At 65.3% G+C, this 14,901-nt stretch carries 13 protein-coding genes; 8 read left to right on the top strand and 5 right to left on the bottom strand.

The annotated features are described in order from the left end of the window. Window positions 1–9: 9 nt before the first annotated feature. On the top strand, window positions 10–615 hold the full coding sequence (locus tag K2O51_RS14575) for a nucleotidyltransferase family protein (protein WP_140948973.1): 606 nt from the start codon (window positions 10–12) through the stop codon (window positions 613–615). An 89-nt stretch (window positions 616–704) separates the two neighbouring features. Here the strand turns inward: K2O51_RS14575 and K2O51_RS14570 are convergent, their stop codons facing one another. Genes K2O51_RS14570 through otsB form a run of 4 tightly spaced genes read right to left on the bottom strand, consistent with a single transcriptional unit; the run spans window position 705 to window position 5,197 of the window. Continuing rightward, on the bottom strand, window positions 705–1,055 hold the full coding sequence (locus tag K2O51_RS14570) for a 4a-hydroxytetrahydrobiopterin dehydratase (protein WP_011296607.1): 351 nt from the start codon (window positions 1,053–1,055) through the stop codon (window positions 705–707). Between the two features lie 41 nt (window positions 1,056–1,096). Next, a complete protein-coding gene (gene otsA / locus K2O51_RS14565) occupies window positions 1,097–2,488 on the bottom strand; it encodes an alpha,alpha-trehalose-phosphate synthase (UDP-forming) (RefSeq protein ID WP_011296606.1) in 1,392 nt (463 codons plus the stop codon). Window positions 2,489–2,528: 40 nt separating this feature from the next. Continuing rightward, the gene (locus K2O51_RS14560; RefSeq protein WP_181184354.1) at window positions 2,529–4,343 is read right to left on the bottom strand and encodes a glycoside hydrolase family 15 protein; all 1,815 of its coding nucleotides are present in this window, start codon (window positions 4,341–4,343) and stop codon (window positions 2,529–2,531) included. A 56-nt stretch (window positions 4,344–4,399) separates the two neighbouring features. Next, window positions 4,400–5,197 (bottom strand): trehalose-phosphatase, encoded by a 798-nt coding sequence (gene otsB / locus K2O51_RS14555; RefSeq protein WP_011296604.1) that lies wholly within the window; start codon window positions 5,195–5,197, stop codon window positions 4,400–4,402. 269 nt (window positions 5,198–5,466) lie between these two features. On the opposite strand from otsB, the gene ilvA reads away from it, so the two are divergent. Continuing rightward, the gene (ilvA, locus tag K2O51_RS14550; RefSeq protein WP_011296603.1) at window positions 5,467–7,026 is read left to right on the top strand and encodes a threonine ammonia-lyase, biosynthetic; all 1,560 of its coding nucleotides are present in this window, start codon (window positions 5,467–5,469) and stop codon (window positions 7,024–7,026) included. Further along, the gene (gene queF / locus K2O51_RS14545) at window positions 7,023–7,856 is read left to right on the top strand and encodes an NADPH-dependent 7-cyano-7-deazaguanine reductase QueF (protein WP_011296602.1); all 834 of its coding nucleotides are present in this window, start codon (window positions 7,023–7,025) and stop codon (window positions 7,854–7,856) included. The genes ilvA and queF overlap by 4 nt, the downstream gene beginning before the upstream one ends. 53 nt (window positions 7,857–7,909) lie before the next feature. Here the strand turns inward: queF and K2O51_RS14540 are convergent, their stop codons facing one another. After that, window positions 7,910–9,286 carry a carbohydrate porin gene (locus K2O51_RS14540; RefSeq protein WP_425332992.1) on the bottom strand — a complete coding sequence of 459 codons (1,377 nt, stop codon included), beginning with the start codon at window positions 9,284–9,286 and terminating at the stop codon, window positions 7,910–7,912. Between the two features lie 224 nt (window positions 9,287–9,510). Here K2O51_RS14540 and K2O51_RS14535 point away from each other — a divergent pair, with 224 nt between their 5' ends. From K2O51_RS14535 to K2O51_RS14515, 5 genes are read left to right on the top strand one after another with little or no spacing between them, the layout of a single operon-like run. Next, complete coding sequence (locus K2O51_RS14535) at window positions 9,511–10,215, top strand: TetR/AcrR family transcriptional regulator (protein WP_220631270.1); 705 nt, start codon at window positions 9,511–9,513, stop codon at window positions 10,213–10,215. Window positions 10,216–10,245: 30 nt separating this feature from the next. Then, complete coding sequence (locus K2O51_RS14530) at window positions 10,246–11,244, top strand: HlyD family secretion protein (protein WP_011296599.1); 999 nt, start codon at window positions 10,246–10,248, stop codon at window positions 11,242–11,244. Continuing rightward, entirely contained in the window at window positions 11,241–12,236 is a 996-nt protein-coding gene (locus K2O51_RS14525) for an ABC transporter ATP-binding protein (RefSeq protein ID WP_220631269.1), read from the top strand. The genes K2O51_RS14530 and K2O51_RS14525 overlap by 4 nt, the downstream gene beginning before the upstream one ends. After that, window positions 12,233–13,381: an ABC transporter permease gene (locus tag K2O51_RS14520; RefSeq protein ID WP_140948966.1), complete on the top strand. Its 1,149-nt coding sequence runs from the start codon at window positions 12,233–12,235 to the stop codon at window positions 13,379–13,381. The genes K2O51_RS14525 and K2O51_RS14520 overlap by 4 nt, the downstream gene beginning before the upstream one ends. Before the next feature lie 12 nt (window positions 13,382–13,393). Further along, a complete protein-coding gene (locus K2O51_RS14515; protein ID WP_011296596.1) occupies window positions 13,394–14,896 on the top strand; it encodes an efflux transporter outer membrane subunit in 1,503 nt (500 codons plus the stop codon). The last annotated feature ends 5 nt before the right edge of the window (window positions 14,897–14,901 follow it).

Raw genomic sequence — 14,901 nt, 5'->3', positions numbered from 1 at the left:
AGTTTCGCCATGAATGCTGCCCGCAATACTCCGCTGATCAAGACCGACCTGCCAACCGGGATTCTTCTGGCAGCCGGATTCGGCCGGCGCTTCGACGCCAATGGCCAGCGCAACAAGCTGCTGGAAAAGCTGCCTGACGGCCGCACCATCGCATGGCGCAGCGCGCGCACGCTGGCGGCTGCGCTGCCCGAATCGATTGCCGTGATCCGGCCCGGCAATCCTGCGTTGGCGGAAGAGCTGAGGCGTGGTGGCTGTCGCGTGATCGAGGCTGCCGAGGCAGAGGCTGGCATGGGTGCAGCGCTGCGCGCTGCGGTGGCGGCAACCCCTGATGCGCATGGGTGGGTAGTCGCGCTGGCTGACATGCCGTGGCTGCCATTGGAGCTGGTGCGCGCTGTGGCGTTGACGATCACCTCGCCCGAGACGATCGCTGCGCCGTGGCGGGATGGGCGGCGCGGGCATCCGGTTGGTTTTGGCGCGGCCTGGCGGGAGGAGTTGCTGAAGCTCGATGGGGATGAGGGGGCGCGGGCGCTTTTGAAGGCGCAGCCGGTGACGCGGATCTTGACCGAGGATGAGGGAGCGTTCAGGGATGTGGATTTGCCGGGAGATTTGAAATAGCGGCTCCGGCTTCTCCCCTCTCTCACTGCGTGAGCGAGGGGAGCCACATCATCCGTGGCGTTGCGTCATCGGGATTTCTGGCGAGAACGCTATCCCTGGGTCATCCCGGCCGCCAACTCCGAAGTCTTGGCCGCCATCACAAAATCATTCCGATGCAACCCCTTGATCTTCTTGGTCCGCCAGGACACGGTGGCATGCCCCCATCCAAAGCTGATTTCCGGATGATGCCCCTGCTCCTCAGCCAGCCGCCCGACACCACTGACGAACTCCAGCGCCTGCGCAAAGTTGCGAAACGTGAAGCTGCGTTCAAGCCGGCCGGCGTCATCGGCAAGCGTCCATCCCGGCGTCTCGACCAATAGCGCCTCGGCCTCTGCCCGCTCCAGCGGAGGAATACCCCCACGGCAAGGCGTGCAAGTCTGCGATTCCAGTTTCTCGCTCATGGCAACACTCCTTTAGCAGCGGCAGGCAAAACCCAGCGCCTTCAGCCGCCGTCCGTTTCCGTCAGCGCGCGCAGAAACTCCTGGCTCCACCAGTGCACGTCCTGCGTACGAATGCGCTCCAGCAGCTTCTCATGCCGCGCCTGCCGCTCGGCCAGCGGCATGTGCAATGCCTGCTGGATCGCCTGCGCGGTGGCGTGCGTGTCGTAGGGGTTCACCAGCAGCGCTTCCTTGAGCTGCTCGGCCGCGCCCGCAAAGCGCGACAGCACGAGCACGCCAGGGTCTTCACGATCCTGCGCAGCGATGAATTCCTTCGCCACGAGATTCATGCCATCGCGCAGCGGTGTCACGAGCGCTACGCGGCTCGCACGGCACAAGCCCGGCAGCCTCTTGCGTGCCGTGGTGCGATGGATATAGCGCACCGGCATCCAGTCCAGCTCGCCGAATTCACCGTTGATGGCACCGCTCAGCCGTTCCATCTCGCTGCGCAGGTCGGCATAGGCATCTACCGATTCGCGCGACGGCGCCGCGATCTGCACCAGCGTCGCGCTCATGCGGTTCTCCGGATACTCGGCCAGCAGCCGGTAGAAGGCCTTGAGCCGTTGCGGCAGGCCCTTGGAGTAATCGAGTCGGTCGATGCCGAGCAGCAGCCTGCGGCTCGCGTACTGCGCGCGCATCATCTCGAAGGTCTCCTGTGCTTCAGCGCCCCGACCGAGTTCCCGAAACTCCTCCACATCGATGCCGATCGGGAACGCCTCGGCACGTACGGTGCGATGGAACGCGCGATAGCGGTGTTCGCCCATTGGCTCGGCGAACGCTTCGTTCTGCACGTAGCGCGAGAAATGCTCCAGGTCGGTGTGGCTCTGGAAGCCGATGAGGTCGTACGCGAACAGCGCGCGCATGAGCCAGTCATGCTGCGGGATGGCGGCCAGGATCAGCGGTGGCGGCAGCGGGATATGCAGGAAGAAGCCGATGCGCTGTCCGCAGCCGATGGCGCGCAGTTCTGCTGCCAGCGGGATCAGGTGGTAGTCGTGGATCCAGATGATGTCATCGGGCTTGAGCAGCGGCGCCAGCTTGCGCGCGAACAGCTGGTTCACGCGACGGTAGCCGTTGAGATAGTTCGAGTCGAAGTCCGCCAGATCCAGCCGGTAGTGGAATGCGGGCCACAGGACACCGTTGCTGTAGCCGAGGTAGTAGGCGTCATGGTCTTCGCGGCACATGTCCACAGTGGCCAGCGTGACATTGCCCGCTTGCTGCAAGTGCAGCTCCCCTTCGCCAGGCGTGCCGCCATGGTTCGTTTCCAGCGCCTTGCCGCTCCAGCCAAACCACATCCCGCCAGTCTGGCGCAGCGCTTCGGACAAGGCCACGGCGAGGCCGCCCGCGGCAACGTTGCGCGGATCGGCAACCCGGTTGGATACCGCTACTAGTCTTGGCATAGATGGTTGATCGTGTTTGTCATGCCCCGTCCCGTTCCGCTCAGATCACGCTGTCCCAAGGCGCCGACAGGCGCGTGGCGCCGTTGATCAGCCCGACCATCGAATAGGTCTGCGGGAAATTGCCCCACATCTCGCCCGTAACAGGGTGGGTGTCTTCGGACAACAGGCCCAGCGGGTTGCGCGCGGCGAGCATGGACTCGAAGATCTCGCGCGCTTCATCGCGCCGGCCAACGCGTGCTAGTGCGTCGATGCGCCAGAAGGTGCAGATGTTGAACGCGGTCTCGGGCTTGCCGAAGTCGTCGGGGGCCTCGTAGCGGCGCATGTAGGGGCCGTCGCAAAGCGTGTCTTCGAGCGCTTTGATCGTGGAGATGAAGCGCGGGTCGCGCGGTTCGATAAAGTTCACCTCGGCCATCAGCAGTACGCTCGCATCGAGTTCGCGGCCGCCGAAGCTTTCGGCGAACGCCTGGCGCGACTCGTTCCAGGATTCGGCCAGGATGCGTTCCTTCATGCGCTGCGCATGGTCCTGCCAGTACTCGGCACGCGACTGCAGCGCGAGCTTCTCGGCAACCTTCGCGAGGCGGTCGCAAGCGGCCCAGCTCATCAGCGCCGACGACGTATGCACGCGGGCACGCGTACGCAGCTCCCACATGCCCGCGTCGGGGGTGCCGAACACTTTCACGGCCTGCTCGCCCACCTCTTCCAGCCGGCGGAATTCGGCCGGGCCGCCGCGATGCAGCAGCCGGTGGTCATGGAACGCCTGTGCGGCGCCCAGCACGATATTGCCGTAGACGTCGTGCTGGAAGTGCTCCTGCGCCTGGTTGCCGACGCGCACCGGACCCATGCCGCGATAACCGGGCAGATGGTCGAAGATGCTTTCTGGCAGTTCGCGCTCGAGCCCGATGCCGTACAGCGGCTGGATATGTCCGTCCTGCGATTGCATGACCACATTGGACAGCCAGCGCAGATAGTCTTCCATCGTGCCGACCTCGGACAGGCTATTGAGCGCGCGCACCACAAAGAACGCATCACGCAGCCAGCAGAAGCGGTAGTCCCAGTTGCGTCCGCTGCCGGGCGCTTCGGGGATGCTCGTGGTCATGGCGGCGACGATCGCACCGGTTTCCTCGTACAGCGACATCTTGAGCGTGATGGCCGCGCGAATCACCGCGTCCTGCCATTCGCGCGGCACTGCCAGCCGGCGGCTCCACAGCCGCCAGTAGGACGTGGTCTCCTGCTCGAAGTCGCGCGCGGTTTCTTCGACGCCGTGATTGAGCGTCTCGTCGGGCCCCAGGATGAAGTTGTGGCTGCGCGTGACCAGGAACGGTGTATGCGACAGCACGTACGCAAGCGGCGCATCGGTGGTCATGCGCAGCGTCATATTGTCGCCGATGAAGCGCACATGGCTGCTGCCGCGCGTGACTTCGGGCACCTTGCGTCCCCAGTCGAAGCGCGGCGCGACCACCACGCGCACGCGCGGCGCGCCGCGCACCGGACGGATGCGGCGCACGAGTGTTATCGGACGGAAATAGCGGCCGAGCCGGAAGAAGCGCGGCGCGAAGTCGGTGATCTCGAGGCAATTGCCATGGATGTCCGTCACGCGCGTGCGCAGCACGGCGGTATTGGGCTCGTACCACTGGCTCGAAGACTGGAAGTCTTCAATCTCGATCGAGAAATGGCCAGCGTTTTCGCTCGGGTCGAGCAGCGCGTTGAAGACCGGATCGCCGTCGAAGCGCGGCATGCACGACCACACGATGCGGCCGCGGCTGTCGACCAGCGCCGAGAACGCGCAATTACCAATCATGCCGAGAGACAGCGATGGCGTGGCATGAATCGCGCCGCCGTCGACCGTCTTGTGCACGCCTTCGGACGGCTGCTGGCCCAGTTCCGATGGGCTGCTTGGGTTGCTTGCGGATGTCACAGCGAATCCCCCTCAAGATCTCGTTGTGGATCGGACACCGCCGGCCGCTCGTCCGGGGCCGGTGTGCCATCGAATGCGCGCGCTGAGCGGTGTAGCCAGCAGCGCAGTGCGGCCGGCCCGGTGACGCTGACCGTAGCCATGGTCTCGCGCTGGCCCACCAGCACGCCGACCCCGCCGAGCTTGCGCACGACCGCGAAGCCTGCTTCGTCAGTCACATCGTCGCCCGCAAAGAGCGGGCCACGTCCAGCGAATGGCGGCATGTTCATGAAAGCTGCGATCGCATCGCCCTTGTTGATGCCGGCGGGCTTGATCTCCACCACCATCTTGCCGGGCATGCCCTCCAGCCCGTTCGCATGGCGCAGCACGTCGGTGACGGCCGCGCGCACCAGGCCTTCGAGTTCGGGCGCTTCGCGATAGTGGATGGCGACGGCCACGGACTTGCGCTCGAGGCGCAGGCCGGGATGCCGGCGCACAAGTGCTTCAAGCGGCGGGATCAACGGCTCCAGGCCGGGCGCGGGCTTCATCTCGATCTGCGCGCCGGCGGTGCGGAGTTCCGCACCGTGCACGCCGGCGGCCGGCAGCAACAGCGGCTGCAGGAAATGGTCTAGTTCAATGATCGGTCGGCCGGATACGATGGCGAGCGCGCCATCCAGACGGTCGTACAGCCTGCGCAGCGTCCCGACCAGTTCGGGCTCTACCTGCACAAGCTCGGGCCGCGGGGCGAGATCGGCCAGCGTACCGTCGAAGTCGAGAAACAGCGCGGTATTGGGTTCGATAAGCGGTAAAGGGGGCATCGCGTAAAACCGTACATGTGATTCCGGCGGGCGCCTACCGGGCGCTGTCCTACACGGCGCAGATCGTCACATTGGTGCGATTCCCTGCGTGGCAGTGCTCGCGGCGCCACTCCAGCCGGGGCACGGGTCGTCGCTCCAGACCTTGTGCGGCGTTCCGATCCTTTATCATTGGCGGTTTCCGCCAAAATTTCCGGCCTTTTTTGCGCCCTTTTTGCCCTTCCCCGCGTCGTTCTGCGTCGCGCCGCCAGGGCCCATCGCCAACCGCAGACATGAACCGCAAGCCCGCCTCCTCCAAACCCGACTATCTCAGGAAGATCCTGACCGCCAAAGTGTATGACGTGGCGCAGGAGACCGAGCTGACCTTTGCGCACAACCTGTCGGCGCGCACCGGCAACTCGGTGTGGTTCAAGCGCGAGGACACGCAGCCGGTGTTCTCGTTCAAGCTGCGCGGCGCGTACAACAAGATGGCGTCGCTGACGCAGGAAGAACTCAGGCGCGGCGTGATCGCGGCGTCGGCCGGCAACCACGCGCAGGGCGTGGCGCTGTCCGCGGCGCGCCTGCAGTGCCGCGCAATCATCGCCATGCCGGTGACCACGCCGCAGGTGAAGATCGACGCGGTGCGCGAGCGCGGCGGCAAGTGGGTGGAGATCGTGCTGCACGGCGATTCGTACAGCGACGCCTACAACCATGCGGCAATCCTGGAGAAGAAGCACAAGCTGACCTTCATCCACCCGTTCGACGATCCGGAAGTGATCGCCGGCCAGGGCACCATCGCAATGGAAATCCTGCGCCAGCATCCGGGCCCGATCCACGCGATCTTCGTCGCGATCGGTGGCGGCGGGCTGATTTCAGGCATCGCGTCTTACATCAAGGCCGTGCGCCCCGAGATCAAGGTGATCGGCGTGCAGACCGTGGATTCCGACGCGATGAAGCGCTCGGTCGAAGCGGGCAAGCGCATTGAACTCAAGGACGTGGGCCTGTTCTCTGACGGCACCGCGGTGAAGCTGGTCGGCAAGGAAACATTCCGCATCACGCGCGAACTCGTCGATGAGATCGTGCTGGTGGACACCGATGCGATCTGCGCGGGAGTGAAGGATGTGTTCCAGGACACGCGCAGCATTCTTGAACCCGCGGGCGCGCTGGCCGTCGCCGGCCTCAAGCTGTATGCCGAGCGCGAGAAGCTCAAGGGCGAGCATCTAGTCGCGATCGCCTGCGGCGCCAACATGAACTTCGACCGCCTGCGCTTCGTCGCCGAGCGCGCCGAAGTGGGCGAGGCACGCGAAGGCGTGTTCGCCGTCACTATTCCCGAAGAGCGCGGCAGCTTCAAGCGCTTCTGCGAACTGGTGGGCACGCGCAGCGTCACTGAATTCAACTACCGCATTGCCGACCGGAACATCGCGCATATCTTCGTCGGCGTACAGATCGCCAGCCGCGCCGAGAACGACAAGATCGCCGCGAACTTCCGCCGCCATGGCTTCGACACGCTGGACCTGTCCAACGACGAACTCGCCAAGCAGCACATCCGCTACATGGTTGGCGGCGTCTCGCCGCTCGCGCACGACGAACTGCTGTATCGCTTCGAATTCCCCGAGCGCCCGGGCGCGCTGATGAAGTTCCTGTCGAGCATGAGCCCGAACTGGAACATCAGCCTGTTCCATTACCGCAACCAGGGTGGCGACACGTCCAACATCCTGGTCGGCATCCAGGTGCCGAAGAACGAAAAGCGCGCTTTCCGCGCATTCCTTTCGACGCTGGGTTACGTACACTGGGACGAGACCGAGAACCCGGTCTACAAGCTGTTCCTCTCCGACCGCGGAAATCAAGCATGAGCCTTCCTGAACACTCGCCGCTGGGCAAGCCCTCGGCCTACAAGACGGAATACGACGCGACGCTGCTGTTCCCGATCGCGCGCCAGCCCAAGCGCACGGAAATCGGCCTGCCCGCAGGCAAGCCCGTGCCGTTCTTCGGCGTAGATATCTGGAATGCGTATGAAGTGTCGTGGCTCAACATGCGCGGCAAGCCGCAGGTCGCGCTGGCCACGTTCATCATCCCGTCCGATACGCCGAACATCATCGAATCGAAGTCGTTCAAGCTGTACCTGAACTCATTCAACCAGACAAAAATCGCCTCGCCTGAAGCGCTGCAACAACTGCTGCACCATGATCTGTCGGAAGCCACCGGCGGCACCGTGCAGGTGCGGCTGGTGACGGAAGCCGATCTGGGCAAGCAGAAGATGGGCGAGCTGGAGGGATTGCTGCTCGATCGGCTGGACATCGAGGTCGATCGCTACGAGCCGGCACCCGACTTGCTGAAGGCTGACCAGCAGGAATCACCGGTCGAGGAAACGCTGGTGTCGCACCTGCTGAAGTCCAATTGCCTGGTGACCGGGCAGCCCGATTGGGGCAGTGTGCAGATTCGCTATGTGGGCGCGCCGATCAACCAGGAAGGGCTGCTGAAATACCTGATCTCGTTCCGCAATCACAATGAATTCCATGAGCAGTGCGTGGAGCGGATCTTTATGGACGTGATGAGGGAGTGCAAGCCGGTGAAGCTTGCCGTCTATGCGCGCTACACGCGACGCGGCGGGCTGGATATCAATCCGTTCCGCACCAACTTCAATACGCCCTGGCCGGATAATCTCAGGAACGCAAGGCAGTAAGGGAATCTGAGGTGCCGGATGGTGTTGGCGTGTGTGGCTCGCGCCAACACCCCTCAAAACTCGGCGTGAAACCGGATCCCGTAGAACTTCGCCGGCCCGCGGTCGGCGTTGTAGCCAGGATTGCGCACATACTGGAAATCCGGGCTGATACTCAGGTACTTGAACGGCTGGAAGCTGTAATAGATCTCGAACACCTGCTCAGGCGCATAGTTCAGCGTCCCATCACCCAAAAACGCGCCCTGCCCGCCAGCGGCAAGATAAGCCCGGTGATTCTGTCCCAGCATATTGACTGCAAACGCCACGCCCACCGCATCGCGCGCACGGCCCCATGAGCTGCCGTTCAACACCCCTCCGAACGAAACCTGCCGCCCGATCTCGGTGAAGGCATAGGTCTCGGTCTTGTCGTCCGACATGCTGGCCCGGAAGAACACCCCCAGCGAATCATTGACCTGCTGCAACAGCGTCAGCCCCACGCCGACCTTGGCGTGTTCCTGCCGCACGTCCGCGACATCGGGCGTGATGTTGTTGGCCTGACCGAACCGGATCGCGTCGTTGAACGCGCCCATGCGCGCCTTGTTGCGGAAGAACAGCAGGCGAGCCGTGCCAGGCCGGTCGTACAACTTGTAGCGCTTTTCGAGTTCGAGCACGTCGCCGTAGTGTTCGAACATCCGCGTGTCGAGTTCGAGCCCGTTGGACTCGAGCGGCTGCAGGAAGCGGCCGATGCGCGCGGACCAGTCGTCGCCGATGTATTCGAGTGCCACGCCCCACGTGTAGCCGCGTGAATCTGCCGCGTAGTCCCACGCGCCATGGGTCAGAAATGACCAGTTCATGAACTGCGTACGCGGGTCGGAACCGTAGTCGTTCTGGTCGAACACGTCGAGCACGCCAAAGTTGCCGGCGGTCAGTACCACGCGGCGCTTGTCGACGGTTCGGGCGAACTGGTTGAAATCGTCGTCGAGCTTTTCCGTGTCTCCGCCAAGGCCCCAGGTCTGCCGGATGAATGCGCGCGCACGGTAGAAGACGGGGTTCGTGCTCGCGCCCTTGGCAAGTTCGCCATTTGTCAAGCCGGCCATGCCGTGCAGCCCCGAGAACGGGACGCCTTGCGCCACTTCCGGGTTGAGGTGGAACTCCGCACCGTCCCACAGGCGCAGACCCAGGTCCAGCGTGCTCGTGAAGGAATAACCCTTCGCGCGATCCGTGCCCAGGCTGTTGGGCCCCGAATAGGCGGCGTTGAACGCGGGCTTGCGCTGCCAGACATAGGTGGCCTGACCATGGAAGCCGAACGGGTTTTCGGTCTCCATCACATCCGTTCTGGCCGCTGGCGCCAGGTCCTGCGCCAGCGCCGGCGCGCACGCTGTCAGCGACAGCATCGCAGCGAAACAGCTGGAAAGGATCGGGCGCGGCATCGCGGCCGGGAATGGGAAACGCATGGGTGGAAATTCGGCTAGCGCCGGCCGGAACGCCGGGCCGTGGGCGGTCGAAGCATAGCCAAGGCGACATGACATGTCTACCGCCGATTGCTGCGACGCAGCAATTGTTCCGAATGCAGTCATGTGCCGCAAGTTCAACGTTGTAACAAGTCTTGAATTAATTAACTCGAAAATTAATATCCATCGAGGGAATGCTTTCGCTGGTTGAGATCCTGATTCGCCCCATGCCACCCGACCGCCCTTCTCCGCGCAAGACCACCAAGCTGCGTGCAGAACGGCGGGGTCCCGGGCGCCCTTCAGCGGGCAACCCCGGGCAGCGCGACCAGTTGCTCGATGCCGCGACCGAGCTGTTCGCGCGCCATGGCGTGGCGGCGACTTCGATCCGCGCGATTGCCGAGCACGCCGGCGTGACGCCGGCGCTGGTGCACTACTACTTCCGCGACCGCGATCAATTGCTCGACGCCATCGTTGAAGAACGGCTGCAGCAGCTTGTCGACGCGATCTTCACGCCATCCGCCACGCCTGAAGACCCGGTGGCGATGCTGGTCGGCATAGCCAGCCGCCTGATCCGCGTGGCCGCCGCGACGCCTTGGTTTCCCGGCCTCTGGATCCGCGAGGTCGCGGGCGTCGATGGCCTGCTGCGCGAACGCGTGCTGAACCGCTTTGCGTTGCAGCGGGCTGGCGCGCTGAGCGCGCCGCTGGCCGCGGCGATTGCGGGCGGCAAGCTCAACCCCGGTCTGGAGCCGACGCTGGTAATGCCCTCGCTGGTCGGGTTGACGCTGCTGCCGCTGGCCACCACGCACATCTGGCAGCGGCTGCCCGGTGCCGAGCAAATCGATACCGAGGCGCTGGTCCGCCACGTCAGCACGCTGCTCACCCAGGGCCTGACCCCCACCGCTCCCGCGCCGCGTGACGGCGCCTCAGACTGACACAGCCTTCACGTTTTGCCCAGAACCGCCATGCACGCACGAAACTTGCCGCCCGATACCCATCTCTTCGCAACGCAACGCCTCCGGCTTGCGCTGGCCCTGCTGCTTCCGCTGGCCGCGCTGTCTGGCTGCGGCCAGAACACGTCCGCCGCGTGGCAGGGCTATGTGGAAGGCGAATTCGTCAGCGTGGCGTCGCCATTCGCGGGGCGGCTGGACAGCCTGTCTGTGCAGCGCGGGCAGCAGGTCGGCAAGGGCACGGCGCTGTTCGTGCTCGAATCCGACGATGAGCGCGCGGCGCGCCAGCAGGCGGCCGAGCAAGTGCGCGTCGCCGAGGCACAGCTTGCCGACATGAAGACCGGCAAGCGGCCGGTCGAAGTCGATGTTAGCCGTGCGCAACTGTCGCAGGCACAAGCCGCCGCACAACGCAGCGCCGCGCAGTTCCGGCGTGACCGGCAGCAGTACGACATTGGCGGCATCTCGCAGGCACAGCTCGACGAATCGCGCGCCACGGCCGACAGCGACGCGGCCCGCGTGCGCGAACTGCAGCGCGACATCGACGTGGCGCGCCTGCCCGGCCGCGACGCCCAGCAGGCGGCGCAGGCCGCGCAGGTTGAAGCCGCGCGCGCCGCGCTGGCGCAGGCGGAATGGAAGCTCTCGCGCAAGGCGGTTGCGGCCACGCAGGCCGGGCTGGTGTACGACACGCCCTACCGGCTCGGCGAATGGGTGCCGGCCGGTAGCCCCGTCGTGCGCATGCTGCCGCCCGGCAACGTCAAGGTGCGCTTCTACGTATCGGAAACCGTGGTTGGCTCGCTGCGCAACGGCCAGTCGGTGCAGGTGCATTGCGACGGCTGTCCCGCGCCGGTGGCGGCCAACATCACCTATGTCTCGAACGAAGCCGAATACACGCCGCCGGTAATCTACAGCAACGAGACGCGCCGCAAGCTCGTGTTCCTGATCGAGGCACGCCCGACCGAAGCCGACGCGCCCAAGCTGCGCCCGGGCCAGCCCGTGGAGGTGAGCCAGTCATGAGCGGCACGCCCGAGCACAGTACGCCCCCACACAAGAACGGCGACCTTGCCATCGACGTGCGCGGCCTCAACAAGCGCTACGGCGACAAGCACGTGGTCAACGACCTGAGCATGCAGGTGGCGCGCGGTGAAATCTTCGGCTTCCTGGGCCCGAACGGCAGCGGCAAGACCACATCGATCCGCATGATGTGCGGCCTGCTGACGCCCGATTCCGGCGAGGGCACGTGCCTGGGCTTCGACATCCTGCGTGAATCGGACGAGATCAAGCGCCGCGTCGGCTACATGACGCAGAAGTTCTCGTACTGGGACGACCTGTCGATCCGCGAGAACCTGGACTTCGTCGCGCGCGTCTACGGCATGCCGAACCGGCGCGAGGCCGTCGACCGCGCGCTGGAAGACCTCGGGCTCGCCACGCGTTCGGCGCAGCTTGCCGGATCGCTGTCGGGCGGCTGGAAGCAACGGCTCGCGCTCGCGGCCTGCCTGCTGCACGAGCCCGAACTGCTGCTGCTCGACGAACCGACCGCCGGGGTCGACCCCAAGGCACGGCGCGACTTCTGGGAGCAGCTTCACCTGCTGGCCGCGCGCGGCATCTCGGTACTGGTCAGCACGCACTATATGGACGAGGCCGAGCGCTGCCACAAGCTTGCGTATATCGCCTACGGCAAGCTGCTCGCGCAGGGCACTGCCGATGAAGTCGTGGAAAGCCAGCACCTGACCACGTGGAGCGTCGAGGGCGACGACCTTGCCACGCTGTCGGAGCAATTGCACGGTGCGCCGGGTGTCGAGCAGACCGTGGTGTTCGGCACCGCGCTGCACGTGACCGGCCGCGACGCTGCGCAACTAGAAGACACGCTGCGGCGCGTGGCCGGACCGGAGAGGCGCGTCGAGCCGACCCAGACCAGTCTCGAAGATGTCTTCATCCACATGATGAGCCGTGCGGAGGACAACATGAACGCCGGCGCCGGCCGCAAGCCGCATAAGGGGAAGCCATGAAACGCAACGGACGATTCAGCTTCTCCTTCGACCGGTGGTGGAGCATCGTGCTCAAGGAGTTCCTCCAGTTGCGGCGCGACCGTGTCACGTTCGGCATGATCGTGGGCCTGCCGATCATGCAGCTGCTGCTGTTCGGCTTTGCCATCAACACTGATCCGCGGCACCTGCCGACCGCCGTGATCGCCGCGGACCAGAGCGAATTCACGCGCTCGTTCCTGGCCAGCATGGAGCACTCGACCTACTTCAAGATGGTCGGCACGCTGCCGGACGAAGACGCCGGGCGCGAGGCGCTGATGAAAGGCAACGTGCAGTTCGTGGTCAGCATCCCGCCCGATTTCACGCGCAAGCTGTTGCGTGGCGAACGGCCCGCGCTGCTGGTGGAGGCGGACGCGACGGACCCGTCCGCGACCGGCGCCGCCATCGCCGCGCTCGCACAGCTGCCGTTCACCGTGGCGCGTGTCGACATGAAAGGGGCGCTTGCCCCGCTGGCCGGCGGCAAGGCGCCGTTCGACGTGCAGGTGCAGCGGCTCTACAACCCTGAGGGCATCACGCAGTACAACATCATCCCCGGGCTGATGGGCGTAATCCTGTCGATGACGATGGTGATGATGACGGGCCTGGCGATGACGCGCGAACGCGAGCGCGGCACCATGGAAAACCTGCTCGCCACGCCAGTGAAGCCGATCGAGGTCATGACCGGCAAGATCGTGCCGTACATCTTCATCGGCCTGATCCAGTCGACCATCGTGCTGCTCGCCGCGCGCTGGGTGTTCCAGGTGCCGTTCTTCGGCTCCGTCATCGCGGTGTACCTGGCGGCGCTGCTGTTCATCGCGGCCAACCTGACGGTGGGCATCACGCTGTCGTCGCTCGCGCAAAACCAGTTGCAGGCGATGCAGCTCACGTTCTTCTACTTCCTGCCCAACATCCTGCTGTCCGGCTTCATGTTCCCGTTCGCGGGCATGCCGGGGTGGGCGCAGGGCATCGGCAACATCCTGCCGATGACTTACTTCCACCGCATGATTCGCGGCATCCTGCTCAAAGGCAACGGCTGGACCGAGCTGTGGCCCAATGTGTGGCCGATGGCCCTGTTCATCGTGGTGGTGATGGCGATCGCGGTGCGCTTCTACCGCCGCACGCTGGACTGAAGGAGCCACGCCATGCGTTCCCGTCTTCCATTACTAGCCTGCCTGCTGCTTTCGGCGTGCGCGGTCGGCCCCGATTTCCGTGCGCCGGCACCAACCGATGATCCCGGTTACGTAGCCGGCCCGCAGCCGCAATCCACGGTCGCCGCCGAGATGCCCGGCAACCTGCCGCACGGCCACCCGCAGACCTTCGCCAACGGCGCCGACGTGCCCGCGCAATGGTGGGCGCTGTTCCGCAGTCCCGCGCTGGATGCAACGATTCGCGCTGCACTCGATGGCAGTCCCACGCTCGCGCAGGCACAGGCGAAACTGCGCGAGGCGCAGGAAAACCTTGCTGCGCGCACCGGGGCCACGCGCTGGCCGACCGTGGATGCGAACCTCAACACGACGCGCCAGCAGGTCAACTTCCAGTCGCTCGGCATCACCGCCATTCCGAGTCCCGGCCCGTTCACGCTCTACGGCGCGACGGTGCAGGTCTCGTACGTACTCGATCTGTTCGGCGGACAGCGGCGCGAGCTCGAAGGCCTGCAGGCAGCGGTGGATTATCAGCGCTATGAATTCGAGGCTGCCCGCCTTGCACTGGCCGCCAATGTCGCCACGGCGGCGATCCGGGAAGCGGGATTGCGCGCGCAACTGGCCGATACGGTCGCCATTGCCGAGGCGCAGCAACGCGAACTCGGCATCGCCGAGGAACGGCTGCGCACCGGCGGCATCGCGCGCGTCGACGTGCAGCGCCAGCGTTCCGAACTCGCGCAGACGCAGGCACTGATTCCGGGGCTCGCACAGCAGATCGAGTCCACGCGCCACCAGCTTGCGGTCTATACGGGCCAGACGCCTGCGGCGGCGCAATTGCCGGAATTCAGGCTTGAAGACTTGCAGTTGCCGGAGACCTTGCCAGTCAGCCTGCCGTCCACACTTGCGCGCCGCCGTCCGGATATCCGCGCGGCTGAAGCGCTGCTGCACCAGGCCTCGGCAAATATCGGCGTGGCCACGGCCAACCTCTATCCGCAGATCACGCTCAGCGCGAGCGGTGGCTGGCAGTCCACCACCGCTCGCAATCTGTTCGACAGCTTCAACGTCTGGAGCCTTGCCGCCGGCCTTGTGCAACCTGTTTTCCACGGTGGCGAACTGCTGGCGCGCAAGCGTGCGTCGGAAGCGGCCTACGAGCAGTCGCTCGCGGCTTACCACCAGGCCATTCTGCTAGGCCTGCAGAACGTGGCCGACGCGCTGCGCGCGCTCGAGGCCGACGCCGCCACGCTACGCGCCCGCGCGGACAATGCGCGGCAGGCGCGTGCAACGCTGGATATCGTGTCGCAGCAGTACCGGCTCGGCGGTGTGAGCCAGCTCACGCTGCTCGATGCGGAGCGCCAGTCGCGCCAGGCATCGCTGGACCTGTCACAGGCGACCGCAAGCCGGCTCGCCGATTCGGCGGCGCTGCTGCAGGCGCTCGGCGGCGGATGGTGGGAGGAGGAGGCGCAGGCCAGCGCAGGAAGTCCCTCTACGCCGGCCGTGCAGTGACAGTC

It is taken from the genome of Cupriavidus pinatubonensis, assembly GCF_019602855.1.
In the GTDB taxonomy this organism is placed as follows: Bacteria; Pseudomonadota; Gammaproteobacteria; order Burkholderiales; family Burkholderiaceae; genus Cupriavidus; species Cupriavidus pinatubonensis.
This window is presented reverse-complemented; position numbering and strand designations above follow the sequence as displayed.

Coding starts and splice junctions, on each gene's coding strand:
- K2O51_RS14575 (WP_140948973.1), top strand. CDS start 10: ATGAATGCTGCCCGCAATACTCCGCTGATCAAGACCGACCTGCCAACC.
- K2O51_RS14570 (WP_011296607.1), bottom strand. CDS start 1,055: ATGAGCGAGAAACTGGAATCGCAGACTTGCACGCCTTGCCGTGGGGGT.
- otsA (WP_011296606.1), bottom strand. CDS start 2,488: ATGCCAAGACTAGTAGCGGTATCCAACCGGGTTGCCGATCCGCGCAAC.
- otsB (WP_011296604.1), bottom strand. CDS start 5,197: ATGCCCCCTTTACCGCTTATCGAACCCAATACCGCGCTGTTTCTCGAC.
- ilvA (WP_011296603.1), top strand. CDS start 5,467: ATGAACCGCAAGCCCGCCTCCTCCAAACCCGACTATCTCAGGAAGATC.
- queF (WP_011296602.1), top strand. CDS start 7,023: ATGAGCCTTCCTGAACACTCGCCGCTGGGCAAGCCCTCGGCCTACAAG.
- K2O51_RS14540 (WP_425332992.1), bottom strand. CDS start 9,286: ATGCGTTTCCCATTCCCGGCCGCGATGCCGCGCCCGATCCTTTCCAGC.
- K2O51_RS14535 (WP_220631270.1), top strand. CDS start 9,511: ATGCCACCCGACCGCCCTTCTCCGCGCAAGACCACCAAGCTGCGTGCA.
- K2O51_RS14530 (WP_011296599.1), top strand. CDS start 10,246: ATGCACGCACGAAACTTGCCGCCCGATACCCATCTCTTCGCAACGCAA.
- K2O51_RS14525 (WP_220631269.1), top strand. CDS start 11,241: ATGAGCGGCACGCCCGAGCACAGTACGCCCCCACACAAGAACGGCGAC.
- K2O51_RS14520 (WP_140948966.1), top strand. CDS start 12,233: ATGAAACGCAACGGACGATTCAGCTTCTCCTTCGACCGGTGGTGGAGC.
- K2O51_RS14515 (WP_011296596.1), top strand. CDS start 13,394: ATGCGTTCCCGTCTTCCATTACTAGCCTGCCTGCTGCTTTCGGCGTGC.